Raw genomic sequence first — 14,517 nt, 5'->3', positions numbered from 1 at the left:
GACCATGAACCAGTCGATCAATCCGCACGACCTTGGCGCCCATGCGGTCGCTGACGATCTCTTTACGCCTGTCGATCCGGCGGCATTCAACGCCGTGTCTCCGCCGATTTTCCAGACATCGCTCTTCACCTACGACAGTTACGAGGCGATGGAGGATGTCTTTGCCGGACGAACGCGCAACTACATCTATTCGCGCGGCGACAATCCGACGGTCCGCGAATTCGAACTCCTGGTCGCCCGCCTCGAGGGCGCAGAGGATGGACGCGCTTTCTCCAGCGGAACGGCTGCCATTACATCGACAATTCTCAGTCTCGTTGAGGCGGGAGACCGGGTCGTTGCGGTCCGCCATCTCTACAACGATGTCTACCGTCTTCTGGTGAAGCTGCTTGCCAGGCTCGGCGTCGCGGTGGATTTCGTCGATCCCGCCGACCACGACGAGGTCCGCAAGGCCCTGTCGGGTGCCAAGCTGCTCTACCTCGAAAACCCCACATCCTTCGTCTTCGAGCTGCAGGACATTGCGGCGCTGTCGGCCATGGCAAAGGAGGCCGGCGTCACCACCATCATCGACAATTCCTGGGCAACGCCGCTCTTTCAGAAACCGATCCAGCATGGCGTCGATATCGTCATTCACGCCGCCTCGAAATATCTCGGCGGTCACAGCGATACGGTCGCCGGCGTCGTCGTCGGCTCGAAAGAGGCCATCGCCAGGATCAATGCAACATCCTACCCCTATGTCGGCGCCAAGCTGTCACCGTTCGAGGCCTGGCTGCTGCTGCGCGGCATGCGCACGCTGCGTGTCCGTCTCAAGGAGCATGAGCGCAGCGGGCTTTTGCTGGCCGGGCGGCTGAAGGAGCATTCTGCGATCGGACGCGTTCGTCATCCGGCGTTTCAGGAGCATCCAGGAAGGGCGATGCTGACGGGTTATGCCGGGCTGTTTGCCTTCGACCTCAATCCCGATATCGATGTCGCACGCTTTGTGAATAGCCTTCGCGACATCCGCCTCGGTGTCAGCTGGGGGGGACCAGAAACGCTGGTGGTCCCCGCCAAGGTCGCGCTGCAGATCCCCGACCGGATGACCTCCTTCATCCGGTTCGGCGTGAGCGAGCAGACGGTTCGTTTCGCTGTTGGCCTGGAAGAGCCGGAACTGCTGTGGAGCGATTTGCAGCAGGCGCTGCACGCGGCGAAACGCTAGGCTGCTGCCGGTGTGCATGATCGTGGCGGAAGGCAGGTTCGGCGATCGCCAGATGGCAATGTTCCTCTGCCGCCTTGATCATGAAGTTGACGAGCGTCCTTGAGACGCCGAGTTCGGCGGCAATATCCTTCTGCGGCACACCGTTGAGGCGATGGCGAATGAAGGCATCGTTGGTTCGCTTCGGCAGCGCTTCGAGCGAGGCAAGCACATTGCGCAGGGTCTCGGCAGCGACGAGTTGGTCGAGCACGGTGGGGACGGGAGCCGTGATCTCCTGAATCTGGTCTATCGACCTATGGTTGTTCATCTTCTGGCGTCGCCGGCGGCTCTCATCGAGTGCGAGATTGTAGACCATCCGGAAGGCGTAGCCGATCGGGCAACGAATGTCGTCGGTCTTGACCCCATAGGCTTTAATGACTCCATCTTGAAAGATATCCTCGGAATATGACTTTGATTTGACAACACTTTCAATCGTTTTAAGGAGCTTGTCCTTGTTTTCGATCATGGCGTTGACCACGGCATTTCCGTTCACATCACGATGCAATGCTTGCATTGTCCTGTACCCCTTTTACAAATGGAAAATCAGGCTCTGTCGTTGCTGGCCGGTTCGGTCTCGGGCTCCTCTTTTGAGCAGAAGTACACGATTTGATTGCAGTGTCTATTTTAAGGTGATAACAATAGTCAAGTTTAAATCGACAGATCGGAGGCGAGAAAAAATGGGAAAAACAATTGAGATCCTGACCGGCAAGGCAGAGCTCTGCCGATCGATCATGGGGGCTTTGCCGGACTGGTTTTCAGAACCTGCGGTTATCGAAGCGAGCGCCCAGGCGATCGAAGACCTGCCGGTGTTCGGCTATGTCGAAGCGGATGTCGTGACCGCGTTGATGGCCTTGAAGCCGCACCCGCCCGGCGCCGTCGAGATCGCGCTGATTGCGACACGACCCGAACATCACGGTCGCGGCGCCGGACGCCATCTCATCGATGCGGCCGAACGTTTCGGCCATGAATCGGGTGCGCGGCTGCTGACGGTCAAGACGCTTGCCCCGCGCGGCCTCGACGAACCACAGTTCGAGGCGACGCGGCGCTTCTATGACCGGAACGGCTTTGTACGGGCGGAGGTCTTTGCAAAGCTCTGGCACGAGGACCATCCATGCCTGTTCATGGTCAAGCCACTCGCCGGCGTCCAGGCAGGTGAGGCTACGCTTTGAGGCGACGGGACTTTCTGCTTGGCGGGCATTGGCAATAACTGGCGCGCAGGGCACCCGTCTCTGCACGCGGCGGACGATAGGAGCTAGTGGCGCCCCTCCGGCAGCGGGCAGGCTTCGCCGCAGCCGCCGACGCCCGGCAGGTTATAGCGCAGGCAGCAGACCTTCCGGCGCACGAATTCGAGCCCGCATTGCTGGCGCGCAATGCGGATCATGCCGAACATCGGGTTGCGCCCGCCGCCCGGCCATTGAGCTTCTTCCAGCAGCGCCAGCCCGCCTTCGACGAGGACAGGCTCGTGGCGATGAGCGATCTCCTTCAGAATCCAGGAGAGATAGGCCGCGACATTGTTCCAGAGAAGCTTCGGCGCAACGCCGGCGTTGGCGGCAATCGCCGCGATGACGGGCTCGGCGTGACCGAGCATCAGCCGGTGAAGCTCGCCGGCCGGGTCACTCGTTGCCTCGGGCCTGCCGGACATCACGAATGCTTCCGGTTCGCCCGTCTGTTCGTTGCAGACGAGCGAAAGCTGGTCGACCTCCATCGGCAGCGCGATGCGGTTCACGAACATATGGACGCTCGGAGCAATCGTCAGCATGCTGAAATAATAGAGCGTCCACATGGAGACGATCGCGCGCCGGTCGCTGCCCGGAAATTTTTGCGCATATCGGCCAATGATCTCGTCGAAAATCGCTCGGTCGCAAAGATCCCTGCAGGAAACGACGATGCCCGTCTGCGGCAGGGAACCGAGCAGCTTGCCGCGGCAATAGGAGAACGGACCGTCGCCCACCAGTCCGTCGAGGTCGACGGCCTGGTGGGCGACGGGATGATCAGCGATCAAGGTCGGGCGCTGGAAGACCCCGTTTGTCTCCATTGCCGTGCCTTACCACCGGTATTTCAGGGTGCCGGTCATGTTGCGGCCCTGGCCGAGATAGCAGAAGCCTTCGTTGCAGACAGTGTCGCGTTCGTCGGCAATGTTTCGGATATTGAAGGCGGCCGTCAGGCCTTCATATTTCTTGTCGACCGCGCCGAAATCATAAGCGGCGGATGCATCAACATAGAAACCTGAAGGGTTCTTCGAAGTATTGGCGGTATCCGTCCAGTTCTCGCTGACATAACGGACACCCGCGCCGACCGACAGCCCGTTGAACGGATTGGTTTCCTGGAACGTATAGTTGGCCCAGAGACTTGCGACATGGGAGGGGGTCACAGCCGGCGTGTTGCCCTCGTTTTCGCCACCCCCGGTCACCTCGGAATGGTTGTAGGTGTAGGCTGCGATGAGATCCAGGCCATCGGCGACTGCCGCGCGCGCTTCAAGCTCGATGCCCTTTCCCGTCACCTCGCCAAGGGAGTCATAGGCAAGGGTCAGCGCATTGACCAGCACCGGCTTGTTCTTTTCGACGATGTGATAGGCGACCGCCGACAGCAGGATATCAGTGCCCGGCGGCTGGTACTTCACACCGAGCTCGTACTGCTCACCCTCTGTCGGCTCGAGGATCTTGCCGGATGTCGACCGGTTGGTCACCGGATCGAACGAGGTCGCATAGGAGACGAAGGGTGCAATGCCGTTGTCGAAGAGGTAGAGCGCACCGGCTTGCCAGGAGAAAGCGTTCTTGTTGACGTCTTCCGAGTCGTTCAACCCGAAGGAGGGGTAGGTCGTATCTCGCGTCTGCTCCACCCAGGTCTGGCGGCCCCCGAGGTTGAAGCGCCAGTTTCCGGCCTCGATCTGGTCCATGGCGTAAACACCGACCTGGCGCATATCGGCGTCGGCAACGATGAAGTTGTAGGCCGGCGTGGCGCCCGAGACACCATAGGTCGGGTTGGCGATATCGAAATCGAAGGCCGAGTTCACCGCCCCGATGCCATAGCCCCAATTCGACTGGAGATTGGTGTAATCGAGCCCGAACAGCATCGTGTGGGCAAGCGGACCAGTATCGAATTTCGCCTCGAGCTGGTTGTCGACCTGGAAGACGTTCATCTCGTCCCGGATCGAACTTGCGTTGCGATGTGCGACGGTCCCGGTCCAGCTGGAAATACCGAGATAGCGCGCACGAAGATCGAGATGCGAATAACGCAGGTTCTGGCGGAACGTCAGGCCGTTGTCGAATTCGTGCTCGAACTGATAGCCGACCTGCTGCTGACGAACCTTCTGGTAATCGTAATCGGGGTCGCTCTGCCGGATGTCGAGAATCTTGCCGTCGGCGGTCGTGATCGCGCCGACATTGGATTCGGTCTCGTCGGCCTGCGCCAGACCGTACACTGTGAAGGTCGTGCCCTCGTCAGGCTTCCAGGTAAAGGACGGCGCCAGGAAGTAGCGGTCGTCGGCAATATCGAAATTGGTGTCGCCGCGGCGGGCAAGGCCGACGATGCGATAGAGGAAATCGTCGTTGTCTTCGCTGATCGGCCCGCCGAAATCGAACATCGCCTGAGCCCGATCCTTGGTGCTGTAGGAGATGCCGACTTCACGGATCGGCTCTTCGCTCGGAAGCTTCGATATCTTGTTGACGAGACCGCCCGGCGATCCCGAGCCGTAGAGCACGGATACCGGCCCCTTGATCACCTCGACGCGCTGCAGTTGATAGGGATCGGTGCGGAACATGCCGTAATTGATGTAGGGCTGGCGCAAGCTGTCACGGTAGTCGCCGACCGTCGTGACGTTGAAGCCGCGGATGTAGATCTGGTCGAAGCGCGGATCGAAGCCATTCGGCCCGGTCGTCACGCCGGCCGAATAGCGCACGGCCTCGATGATGCTCTGGGCGCCACGCTGCTCGATTTCCTTCTCGGTGGTCACCGAGACCGAACGCGGCGTTTCGACGAGCGGCGTGTTGATCTTGGTCGCGGCCGAACTGTTCTTGGCAGCAACGGACGTCCGGTCGGTCTTGCTATCAGAGGATGCGCCTTGAATGACGATCGGTTCCAGCGCTGTGGCGCCGGCATCTGCGGACGCGCTCTGGGCTGAGGCCGGCGATGCCGCAATGCCGATCAGGACGATCGCTGTCGTGACAAATAGGCTATCTCTATAAATTCGCGATACATTATTAGAAACATTCAAAAAAACACGCGCCATTGCTTGGTCCCTACGCCACGGATGCGGGCGGAACCTATGGAGCGAAATTGGCTCTGTCAACATAAGATGATTGTTTTAGTCATCTTTTAATCGATAAAACCACGCCTTCAACGCTCTCGAACAGGTTGCACGTAGAATCGAGGTTTCGTAACGATCTGTGCGGTGCCATACGGAGACGATCCTGTTCCGCGAGAGCCCAACTGCGGGCCGAAACGACTGTCAACCGGCGGGTCTGGATGGGGATCGATCCGTAAATTCTGCCCGGCGCGGGTGAGACTTTGAACCGATGTGACACACCTTAACAACATACTGTCGTGAAGTGGTCCAAAATCATTAGGGCAAGCATATCGTCTTTCCGGGCGGAATTTGCGGCTCGTCTTGCCTCCGGTCGTCTGCTCCCTAGATCCGACACATGGATACCGAGCGAACCACAGCTCCTATCAAATCGGTAAGGGCGTCTTCGCGGAAACCTCTTCAGAGGTTGAGCCCGGCCATTGTAGAGCAAGTCGAGCGCCTGCTCGGTGGACGCACGCGTGATATCCGCCTCAATGGTGAGCTGGCTCGGCTTTTTGGCGAACGCTCCTGGCCGCGGACTGCCAAGATCATCCGCGCTTGGATGGTTTGGGTTATCGTGCTCGACGTCCTGACGTTGGGCCTCAACGCGATCTTGCTTCCGACCGAAACCGTCATGTCGATGCTCTGGCCAGCGTCCATCCTTCCCCCCGCGGCTCTTGTCGCCGCGATAGCCTTCCTGCGGCCGCATGCTTTGTGGGTGCAGGGAGTTTTCCTCCTATCGGCTGTTTTTCTCATCCTCCTGTCGGTCGCCTTGGTGGGCGTTAACACCGGTGGCGAGTTTTATGAGCGGCATTTGACCATCATGCTTTTTGTGGCCGTCACGGCCATTATCATATTTCCCGTTCCACTCGGTTGGGCGATGGCGATCGGTGCTGCTGCCCTCGGCATCTACCTTGTGTTTCAGCTGCGCAATCCGGGCATCGAAGTGGGGAGTGCTCTGGCCGGGACCCTGTTTTTCGCCAGCGGTGTGGCTGCAACCGTCGTTGCCCGCCGCACCGCCACCATCTTCGCTCAGAAGACTTTCTTGCTCGAGTTACGAGATCGAAGCCGCCTTGCGGAGCTTACCGACGCCAACTCACAGCTGGAATTGCTGGCACGGACCGACCCGCTGACGGGTGTCGCCAACCGGCGTTCGATGATGGAAACGTTAAATCATTTCTGGAACGAGGACCTGAAACGAACGAGTGGCGCGGCGATGCTGATGTGCGATGTCGACGACTTCAAGCATCTCAACGATAATCTCGGACATGCCGAAGGCGACCGCTGCCTGGTGAAAGTTGCCGGCATCATTCAGAGCAGCATGAGAGACGAGCGGGACCAGGTCGCCCGGTACGGAGGCGAAGAGTTTCTCGTTTTTCTCCCTGGCTCTGATGAACAAGAGGCCGGGTTGGTCGCTGAGAGAATTCGCAGCCGAGTGGAAGCGGCGTCTCTTCCAAATCCTACCTCCCGCGTCGGCCCCTGGGTCACTGTCAGCGTCGGACTAGCGATATTGATGCAAAACGGTGAACTCGTGTCAGCAGAGCACATGCAGCGCCAAGCGGATGCGGCCCTCTACCTTGCCAAAAAGACCGGCCGCAACCGGGTGGTGGTCCATTCTCCAGAGGTCGATCAAAGCCTCCAATGAAGTAACTCCAGCTGAGTAAGCTGTTCCTGTTGCATTCTGGCGTCCAAAAAAGACCGGCTTAAGCGGCTCCTAGCGGGTCCGGTGTCAGCCGTTTAAGCTTGCCCATTTGACAGATATCCTACAAGTCGATATGTAACATGCATCTTATCGGCGATGCGGGAAAGTGACCGGGGCATGACATTGAAATCGATGAAGCCGCTGACGCGCGCCCCGCTGTTGCATGTCTCCGTGCAGGAAAGTCTTCGCGCCTATATCGATGACAATGGCCTTGCGCCCGGAACGCTGCTTCCGGCGGAAGGAGAACTCGCTACCCAGCTCGGTGTCAGCCGCAATTCGCTGAGGGAAGGCATCAAGGCGTTGGAATCGCTCGGCGTGCTGGAGACGCGTCGCGGCGTCGGCATCTTCGTGAAGGCCTTTTCCTTCGAGCCGCTTCTCGACAACCTCGCTTACGGCCTCGGCGGCGCCCTGCGGCAGATCGAGGAGGTCCTCGAAATCCGGCGTACACTGGAAGTGGGATTGATCGGCAAGACGATCGACGTGATCGGCGAGGAGGACATCGCCGAGCTGCGCGCCACCGTCAATCGGATGCGCGCCCATGCCGAGCGGGGCGAAACCTTTGCGGAAGACGACCAGCTGTTCCACCGACTGCTGTTTCGCTGCCAGGACAATGAAACGCTCGTGCGGCTGATCGATGTCTTCTGGCTCGCCTTCTACAAGGCATCGGATTTCGTCAATCTTGAAAATGCCGATCCGATGGCGACGTGGCGCGACCATGCCGCGATCGTCGATGCGATCGAGGCAAAAGATCTGGAGGAGGCGCGCAGACGCCTGGATCGTCACTACGAGGGCATTGCCCGGGTGATTGCCAACAACAAGACAAGTTCAAAGGTGGGAGGAACACATGAAAAGACTGTCTAGACTATCCGTTATTGCGCTTGGCGCCCTGCTGTCGACGGCTGCCGTTCCGGCTCTTGTCGTTTCGGGCGTTGCAACAGAGGCCCAGGCAGCCACGCTGTCGGGCGGCTTCGATGTCGGCCCCGGAGGCTTCCAGGGCAACTTCAATCCGCTCGCCGCGACCGCCGGCTTCACCTGGCTCAGCGTCTACTACGAACCGCTGATCACCTATGACCAGAAGCTGCAGAAGGTCGTCGGCGCGCTGGCAAGCTCCTACGAGGTCAGCTCGGACCAGATGACCTACACGTTCAAGCTGGCGGACGCCAAATGGCATGACGGCAAACCGTTCACCGCCAAGGACGCGAAGTTCACCATGGGCCTTGCTATGGATGCGAAAACCGGCTCGGTGCTCGCTGCCCGGCTGAAGGGCATATCGTCCGTCGAGACGCCGGACGATCGCACTGTTGTCATCAAGCTCAGCGCCCCCAGCAGCAGTTTTCCCGACACGATGACCAAGGTGATGATGCTGCCCGAGCATGCGCTCTCCTCGATTCCGGCCGACCAACTGGCGAAGAACACCTGGTGGTCCACATCTCCGATCGGCACCGGTCCGTTCAAATTCACCAAATACGTCTCGGATCAATATGTCGAACTTGCCGCAAATACCGATTATCGCGGTGGCAAACCCGCACTGGAACGCGTCATCAATCGCTATTTCGCCAACCCGGCCGCAGCGATCGCGGCGCTGAGATCCGGTGAAATTCAGTTCACCTATGTCGATTCCAACGACGTGCCGACCTTCAAGGACAACAAGGACTTCCAGGTCATCGAAGGCAACTCTTTCGTCGTCAATTATCTCGGCTTCAACCACGATTCGCCGCTCTGGAAGGACGCGCGCGTCCGCCAGGCGGTGATGTACGCGATCAATCGCGACGCCATCATCCAGAGCCTCTATGGCGGCGCGGCCAAGCCTGCCAATTGCGCCTATGTCGCCGAACAGCTGATACCCCCTGATATCGACAGCTATGCCTATGATCCCGAGAAGGCCAAGAAGCTTTTGACGGATGCCGGCTGGGACCAGATCAATGGCGGCAAGCCGATCACCCTTCTGACCTATTACACCACACCGCTGGCGACCAATGTGCTTGCCGCAGTCCAGGCGATGCTGGCCCAGGTCGGCATCAACATCGTCCCGCGTGCCGTCGATGCGCCGACCTATAACAGCATCGTGCTCAATGCGACGCCGGACATTGCCCAGTTCCAATTGGTTTATGCCGGGCTGCAGAACGGGCCGGATGCCGGAAGCATCAATGTCGGCCTTAACGAGAAGCAGATCCCTCCGGCCGGACCGAATGTCGCCAGGGTTCGCATGCCTGACCTCACCAAGGCGCTCGATAGTGCCTTGGCCGAGCCTGATAGCACCAAGCGGGATGCCGCCTACCAGGACGTCTGCAAGGTGATGAACACCAACCTACCCTGGGCGACGCTCTGGGTGGCGAACCGCTACGGCATCGTCTCGACCAAGGTGAAGGACTTCGTCTGGACACCGGCGCCGGGCGGCGGCCCCTACCAGGCCAACCCGCAGAAATGGTCGATCGCCGAATAGGCGTTTTCCGCAAAGCCTTGAGGGTGGCCTCGGCCACCCTGACAAGACGGCCGGACAAGACGGCCCGATAAGACGGATTGCCGATGCTCCAATACAGTCTCAGACGCCTGATCATAGGAATAGCCATGCTCGTCGCCCTGAGCATGCTGATCTTCCTGCTGCTGCGCCTGACACCCGGCGATCCGATCGATGCCTATATCGATCCGAACTTGCCGATGTCGCCGTCAGACCTTGCCGATCTGCGCAGAAGCCTCGGGCTCGATCAGCCCTTGCCCGTGCAGTATCTGGGCTGGTTGCAACAGGCGCTGACGGGCAATCTCGGCTATTCGATCAAGCGTCTCGATCAGCCGGTTCTGGGGCTGGTGCTGTCACGGATCGGTCCGACAGTGCTCTTGATGGGCACCGCACTGGCCTTTGCCATCGTCGCCGGCATCACCTTCGGGGTGATCGGCGCCGTCCGCCGCAATTCGCTGGCCGATCTCTCCTTGTCGGTGGTTGCGCTTGCCGGCATTTCCAGCCCGGCCTTCCTCAGCGCGCTGATCGGCCTTTATATTTTCTCCGTTCGCCTGCACTGGATGCCATCCGGCGGCATGCTGACGCCGGGCGAGGAATTCTCGGTGGGCGATCTTCTCCATCATCTGATCCTGCCGGCGGCACTTCTGTCTGTCGCGCAAGCCGCATTGATCATGCGCTACATGCGCGCTTCGTTGCTCGAAGTCCTGAACCAGGACTACGTGCGCACGGCCCGCGCCAAGGGCGTTCGCGAGTTCTGGGTCATCAGCAAGCATGCGTTGCGTAACGCCCTTCTGCCGATCGTCACGCTGATCGGCTCCACCATCGGACTTGCGATCGGCGGCGCCATCTTCATCGAGAGCGTCTTCAACTGGCCGGGCATGGGTCTGTTGCTCGTCGATGCCGTGCAGACCCGCGACTACCCCGTCATCATGGGGGCGACGCTCGTCATCGGGGCGTGCGTTATCGTCGTCAATCTTCTGACCGATATCACCTATGCGGTCGTCGACCCGCGCATCAAGGTGGGCTGATCATGCTGGCACGCTCTTCCGAACGCCGGAGCCCCGGACCACTTGCCCGCGCCTTCAGTCGGTTTCTGCTCAATCGCGCAGCCGTTGCCGGCGTCTGCATTGCCATTCCCATGCTGCTTTTGATCCTCTCCTATCCGCTGTGGTGGGCTTTCCGGCCGAACGACATCGATCTTCTGGCCATGAATAGCGGCCCGACGGCAACGCACTGGTTCGGAGCCGACGGCGTCGGCCGCGACGTCTTCGCCCGCGTGCTCGAAGGCGGCCGGATTTCGCTGCTGGTCGCCGTCGCATCCACCGCGCTTTCGGCGGTCATCGGGTTTCTTTTCGGGGCAATCTCGGCGCTTGCGGGACGTTGGACGGACGCCGTCTCGATGCGCTTCGTCGATCTGGTGATGACCCTGCCGCCCGTCATTTTCCTGCTCGTGCTCGCCTCGATTGCCGGCACCGGCATCTGGCCGACCGTGCTGGTCATCTCGCTGCTTTCCTGGCCGCTGCTTGCGCGCATGATCCGCTCTCGATTGCTGGAATTACGCGAGCGCGACTTCGTCATGGCTGCCCGCGGCATGGGCGCCGGCATCGGACATCTGCTCTTTCGCCACGGCCTGCCGAACTCGATCGATATCCTCGTGGTCTATGCAACGCTGCAGATCGCCAATGCTATCCTGCTCGAGGCGGGCCTGTCCTTCCTCGGTCTCGGCATCGCCCCGCCGGCAGCAAGCTGGGGCAACATGCTGAACGCGGCTCGCTCGACCGCCGTGCTCGAACAATATCCGTGGCAATGGCTCTTCCCCGGCGCCGCGCTGATCCTTGCCGTCCTGGCAATCAACTTCATTGGCGATGGCCTCAGAGACGCCTTCGACCCGCGTGCCGAACTGAACTGACAATCGAAAGAAGCGAAAATGACCAAATTCAAGGGTGTCGTCCCCCCCGTCGTAACACCGCTCAATCCGGATCTCACCATCGACTACCCATCCTATACACGCGTGCTCGAGCATCTGATCGATGCCGGCTGCCATGGCGTATTCGTGCTCGGTTCGACGAGCGAGGTGATCTTCCATGACGAAAAGACCCGGCGGGACATCATCGAACATTCGGCCAAGGTGGTGAATGGCCGCGTGCCGCTGATCGTCGGCGTCATCGATCCGACCACGGATCGCGTCATCGCCCATGCGGAGGTCGCAAAGGCCGCCGGCGCCGATGCGGTCGTGGTGACGGCGCCATTCTATACGGTCACCAGCCAGTCCGAGATACTCGACCACTTCCGTTATATCCGCGACGCGGTGGACATTCCGCTGATCGCCTACGACATTCCCGTCTGCGTCCACGTCAAGCTGCAGCGCCAGACCGTGGTCACGCTTGCCAGGGAAGGTGCCATTATCGGCCTCAAGGATTCCAGCGGCGACGACGGCAACTTCCGCTATGCGCTCCTCGATCTTGCCGAGCACAAGGACGTCTTCCTGATGACCGGCTCCGAGATCGTCGTCGACACTGCCCTGCTGATGGGCGCCCATGGCGTCGTTCCCGGTATCGCCAATGTCGATCCGCACGGCTATGTCCACCTTTGGGATGCTGCCCAGCGTGGCGACTGGGTCGCCGCGAAGAAGGAACAGGAGCGTCTCTGCCGCCTGTTCGAAATCGTCTGGGTCGCGCAGGGCCGTGTCAGCGGCGGCGCAGCCGGCATCGGCGCCTTCAAGGCGGCGATGCGCAGCCTCGGCATCATCGATTCCGCCGTCATGCCGCGGCCGCGTGCCGCCCTCAACGATGCCGAAACGGCGCGGATCGACGAGATCCTGCGTGCAACCGGCCTGCTGAACTGAGCCGGCTGATGGAACAGACCGCCGAACCCGTGCTCGACATCAGAGGATTGCGAACGATCTTCCGCATCCGCGGCGGCGAGATCACGGCGGTCAACAATATCGACCTATCCGTTGCCGCCGGCGAGACGCTTGCGCTGGTCGGCGAATCCGGCTCCGGCAAGTCGGTCACCAGCCTGTCGGTCATGCGGCTGCTCACCCGCAACATCGGCGTGATCGCCGCAGGCAGCATCCGCCTTGCGACGAGCGATGGCGTGGTCCGCGATCTCGTCTCCCTCGACGAAGAGAGCATGCGCAGGATCAGGGGCGACGACATCGGCATGATATTCCAGGAGCCGATGTCGAGCCTCAATCCCGTCTTCACCATCGGAGACCAGATCGCCGAGCCGATCCGCATCCATCGTAGTGCCGACCGCAAGGCGGCAATGAACGCAGCCGTCGCGCTGCTTGAAAGCGTCGGCATACCGGACGCGCGACGCCGCGCCGGCCAGTATCCGCACGAACTGTCGGGCGGCATGCGCCAGCGCGCCACGATCGCCATGGCGCTCGCCTGCGATCCGGCGCTGCTGATCGCCGACGAGCCGACCACGGCGCTCGACGTGACGATCCAGGCGCAGATTCTCGACCTGCTCCTCAAACTGCAGCGCGAGCGCGGCATGGCCATGCTCTTCGTCACCCACAATCTCGGCGTCGTCGCCGAAATCGCCCATCGCGTGGCGGTGATGTATGCCGGCCGGATCGTCGAAGAAGGACCGGTCAGCGAGGTTTTCCGCAATCCCAAGCATCCCTACACGATGGGCCTTCTCGCCTCCATGCCGCGCCTTGGCGATGCCGCGCGGATGAAGCTGGCCGGCGAAAAGCTTGCGGCCATTCCCGGCATGGTTCCGAGCCTGATGAACATGCCGAGCGGCTGCGCCTTTTCCCCGCGCTGCAAATTCGCGATCGACGCCTGTCGCGCTGCCGTTCCCGCGCTCGAACAGGTCAATCCGCAGCACCGCAGCCGCTGCATCAGATGGCAGGAGATCTAGATGAGCGCACCGCTGCTTTCCGTCCGCGACCTTTCGAAACATTATACTTCCCGCGGCACGCGGCTGAACATTCTCCAGGGTATCTCCTTCGATATCGGCAAGGGTGAAGTCGTCGGGCTGGTCGGCGAATCCGGCAGCGGAAAGACCACGATCGGGCGTTCCGTTCTTCGCCTCGTCGAACCATCGTCCGGCAGCGTCCGTTTCGACGGGACGGAACTCACGGCACTTTCCGCCTCGGCGCTCAGACGGCAACGGCCGCGCATGCAGTATATTTTCCAGGACCCCTTCGCCAGCCTGTCGCCGCGCATGACGATCGGCGAGAACCTGACGGAAGGCCTGAAGATCCAAGGGATCGGAACCGCCCGCGACAGGCTCGAGCGGGCGCGATCGGCCTTGGCAAAGGTCGACCTGCCCGCCGATGCGATCAATCGGTACGCGCATGAATTTTCCGGTGGCCAGCGCCAGCGCATCGGGATTGCCCGTGCGTTGACCTTGTCGCCCGAATTCATCGTCGCCGACGAGCCGGTCTCGGCGCTCGACGTGTCGATCCAGGCGCAGGTGATCAACCTGCTGCGCGACCTGCAGCAGCAGCTTGGCCTGACCATGCTGTTCATCTCGCATGACCTTGCCGTCGTCGAATATATCTGCGACCGGGTGATCGTGCTCTATCTCGGCCGCATCATGGAAATCGCGCCGAGTGCCGATCTCTATGCGAGACCGCAGCATCCCTATACGCGCGCGCTTCTGTCGGCGATTCCGTCGCCCGATCCGGATGCGCGCCGCAACAGGCAGATCCTGAAAGGCGATATTCCAAGTCCGGCCAATCCGCCGAGCGGATGTGTTTTTCGCACGCGCTGTCCGAGCGCGCTCGATGCCTGCGCCGGCGCCGTTCCGCAATTGCGGGAAATCGCGCCCGGCCACTTCAAGGCCTGCATCCGCGACGACCTCAACTGATTTGCACCCATCGGAGAAACAAG

General features: G+C 60.8%; 13 protein-coding genes. 10 read left to right on the top strand and 3 right to left on the bottom strand.

Going from position 1 to position 14,517, the window contains the following annotated elements:
- Positions 1-4 precede the first annotated feature (4 nt).
- Complete coding sequence (locus tag OLZ32_RS11550; RefSeq protein WP_264396114.1) at positions 5-1,192, top strand: PLP-dependent transferase; 1,188 nt, start codon at positions 5-7, stop codon at positions 1,190-1,192.
- Here the strand turns inward: OLZ32_RS11550 and OLZ32_RS11545 are convergent.
- Positions 1,083-1,742, bottom strand: coding sequence for a sigma-70 family RNA polymerase sigma factor (locus tag OLZ32_RS11545; protein ID WP_080635939.1), 660 nt, complete (start codon positions 1,740-1,742; stop codon positions 1,083-1,085). The genes OLZ32_RS11550 and OLZ32_RS11545 overlap by 110 nt on opposite strands.
- Before the next feature lie 163 nt (positions 1,743-1,905).
- On the opposite strand from OLZ32_RS11545, the gene OLZ32_RS11540 reads away from it, so the two are divergent.
- On the top strand, positions 1,906-2,397 hold the full coding sequence (locus tag OLZ32_RS11540; RefSeq protein ID WP_164037581.1) for a GNAT family N-acetyltransferase: 492 nt from the start codon (positions 1,906-1,908) through the stop codon (positions 2,395-2,397).
- A gap of 83 nt (positions 2,398-2,480) precedes the next feature.
- On the opposite strand, the gene fhuF is transcribed toward OLZ32_RS11540, so the two are convergent.
- Positions 2,481-3,263, bottom strand: a complete 783-nt coding sequence (fhuF, locus tag OLZ32_RS11535) for a siderophore-iron reductase FhuF (protein WP_264396113.1) — start codon at positions 3,261-3,263, stop codon at positions 2,481-2,483.
- Between the two features lie 9 nt (positions 3,264-3,272).
- Positions 3,273-5,456, bottom strand: a complete 2,184-nt coding sequence (locus OLZ32_RS11530; RefSeq protein ID WP_264396112.1) for a TonB-dependent siderophore receptor — start codon at positions 5,454-5,456, stop codon at positions 3,273-3,275.
- 412 nt (positions 5,457-5,868) lie between these two features.
- Here OLZ32_RS11530 and OLZ32_RS11525 point away from each other — a divergent pair, with 412 nt between their 5' ends.
- From OLZ32_RS11525 to OLZ32_RS11490, 8 genes are all read left to right on the top strand, one after another.
- Complete coding sequence (locus OLZ32_RS11525; protein ID WP_406648070.1) at positions 5,869-7,155, top strand: GGDEF domain-containing protein; 1,287 nt, start codon at positions 5,869-5,871, stop codon at positions 7,153-7,155.
- Positions 7,156-7,329: 174 nt separating this feature from the next.
- Positions 7,330-8,073, top strand: a complete 744-nt coding sequence (locus OLZ32_RS11520) for a FadR/GntR family transcriptional regulator (protein ID WP_264396110.1) — start codon at positions 7,330-7,332, stop codon at positions 8,071-8,073.
- Positions 8,057-9,655, top strand: a complete 1,599-nt coding sequence (locus tag OLZ32_RS11515; RefSeq protein WP_264396109.1) for an ABC transporter substrate-binding protein — start codon at positions 8,057-8,059, stop codon at positions 9,653-9,655. Before OLZ32_RS11520 ends, OLZ32_RS11515 begins: the two co-directional genes overlap by 17 nt.
- Before the next feature lie 83 nt (positions 9,656-9,738).
- The gene (locus tag OLZ32_RS11510) at positions 9,739-10,698 is read left to right on the top strand and encodes an ABC transporter permease (RefSeq protein WP_264396108.1); all 960 of its coding nucleotides are present in this window, start codon (positions 9,739-9,741) and stop codon (positions 10,696-10,698) included.
- 2 nt (positions 10,699-10,700) lie between these two features.
- A complete protein-coding gene (locus OLZ32_RS11505) occupies positions 10,701-11,579 on the top strand; it encodes an ABC transporter permease (RefSeq protein ID WP_003550548.1) in 879 nt (292 codons plus the stop codon).
- Between the two features lie 18 nt (positions 11,580-11,597).
- On the top strand, positions 11,598-12,515 hold the full coding sequence (locus OLZ32_RS11500) for a dihydrodipicolinate synthase family protein (RefSeq protein ID WP_264396107.1): 918 nt from the start codon (positions 11,598-11,600) through the stop codon (positions 12,513-12,515).
- An 8-nt stretch (positions 12,516-12,523) separates the two neighbouring features.
- A complete protein-coding gene (locus OLZ32_RS11495; RefSeq protein ID WP_264396106.1) occupies positions 12,524-13,540 on the top strand; it encodes an ABC transporter ATP-binding protein in 1,017 nt (338 codons plus the stop codon).
- Entirely contained in the window at positions 13,541-14,494 is a 954-nt protein-coding gene (locus OLZ32_RS11490; RefSeq protein ID WP_264396105.1) for an ABC transporter ATP-binding protein, read from the top strand.
- Positions 14,495-14,517: the final 23 nt, after the last annotated feature.

This window comes from Rhizobium acaciae (genome assembly GCF_025941625.1).
GTDB classification, from domain to species: Bacteria; Pseudomonadota; Alphaproteobacteria; order Rhizobiales; family Rhizobiaceae; genus Rhizobium; species Rhizobium acaciae.
The sequence above is the reverse complement of the archived record's forward strand: the minus strand, read 5'-3'. Positions and strand labels throughout refer to the sequence as shown.

Bases quoted from the DNA above. Each gene is read 5' to 3' on its own strand.
- OLZ32_RS11550 (WP_264396114.1), top strand. From the start codon at position 5: ATGAACCAGTCGATCAATCCGCACGACCTTGGCGCCCATGCGGTCGCT.
- OLZ32_RS11545 (WP_080635939.1), bottom strand. From the start codon at position 1,742: ATGCAAGCATTGCATCGTGATGTGAACGGAAATGCCGTGGTCAACGCC.
- OLZ32_RS11540 (WP_164037581.1), top strand. From the start codon at position 1,906: ATGGGAAAAACAATTGAGATCCTGACCGGCAAGGCAGAGCTCTGCCGA.
- fhuF (WP_264396113.1), bottom strand. From the start codon at position 3,263: ATGGAGACAAACGGGGTCTTCCAGCGCCCGACCTTGATCGCTGATCAT.
- OLZ32_RS11530 (WP_264396112.1), bottom strand. From the start codon at position 5,456: ATGGCGCGTGTTTTTTTGAATGTTTCTAATAATGTATCGCGAATTTAT.
- OLZ32_RS11525 (WP_406648070.1), top strand. From the start codon at position 5,869: ATGGATACCGAGCGAACCACAGCTCCTATCAAATCGGTAAGGGCGTCT.
- OLZ32_RS11520 (WP_264396110.1), top strand. From the start codon at position 7,330: ATGACATTGAAATCGATGAAGCCGCTGACGCGCGCCCCGCTGTTGCAT.
- OLZ32_RS11515 (WP_264396109.1), top strand. From the start codon at position 8,057: ATGAAAAGACTGTCTAGACTATCCGTTATTGCGCTTGGCGCCCTGCTG.
- OLZ32_RS11510 (WP_264396108.1), top strand. From the start codon at position 9,739: ATGCTCCAATACAGTCTCAGACGCCTGATCATAGGAATAGCCATGCTC.
- OLZ32_RS11505 (WP_003550548.1), top strand. From the start codon at position 10,701: ATGCTGGCACGCTCTTCCGAACGCCGGAGCCCCGGACCACTTGCCCGC.
- OLZ32_RS11500 (WP_264396107.1), top strand. From the start codon at position 11,598: ATGACCAAATTCAAGGGTGTCGTCCCCCCCGTCGTAACACCGCTCAAT.
- OLZ32_RS11495 (WP_264396106.1), top strand. From the start codon at position 12,524: ATGGAACAGACCGCCGAACCCGTGCTCGACATCAGAGGATTGCGAACG.
- OLZ32_RS11490 (WP_264396105.1), top strand. From the start codon at position 13,541: ATGAGCGCACCGCTGCTTTCCGTCCGCGACCTTTCGAAACATTATACT.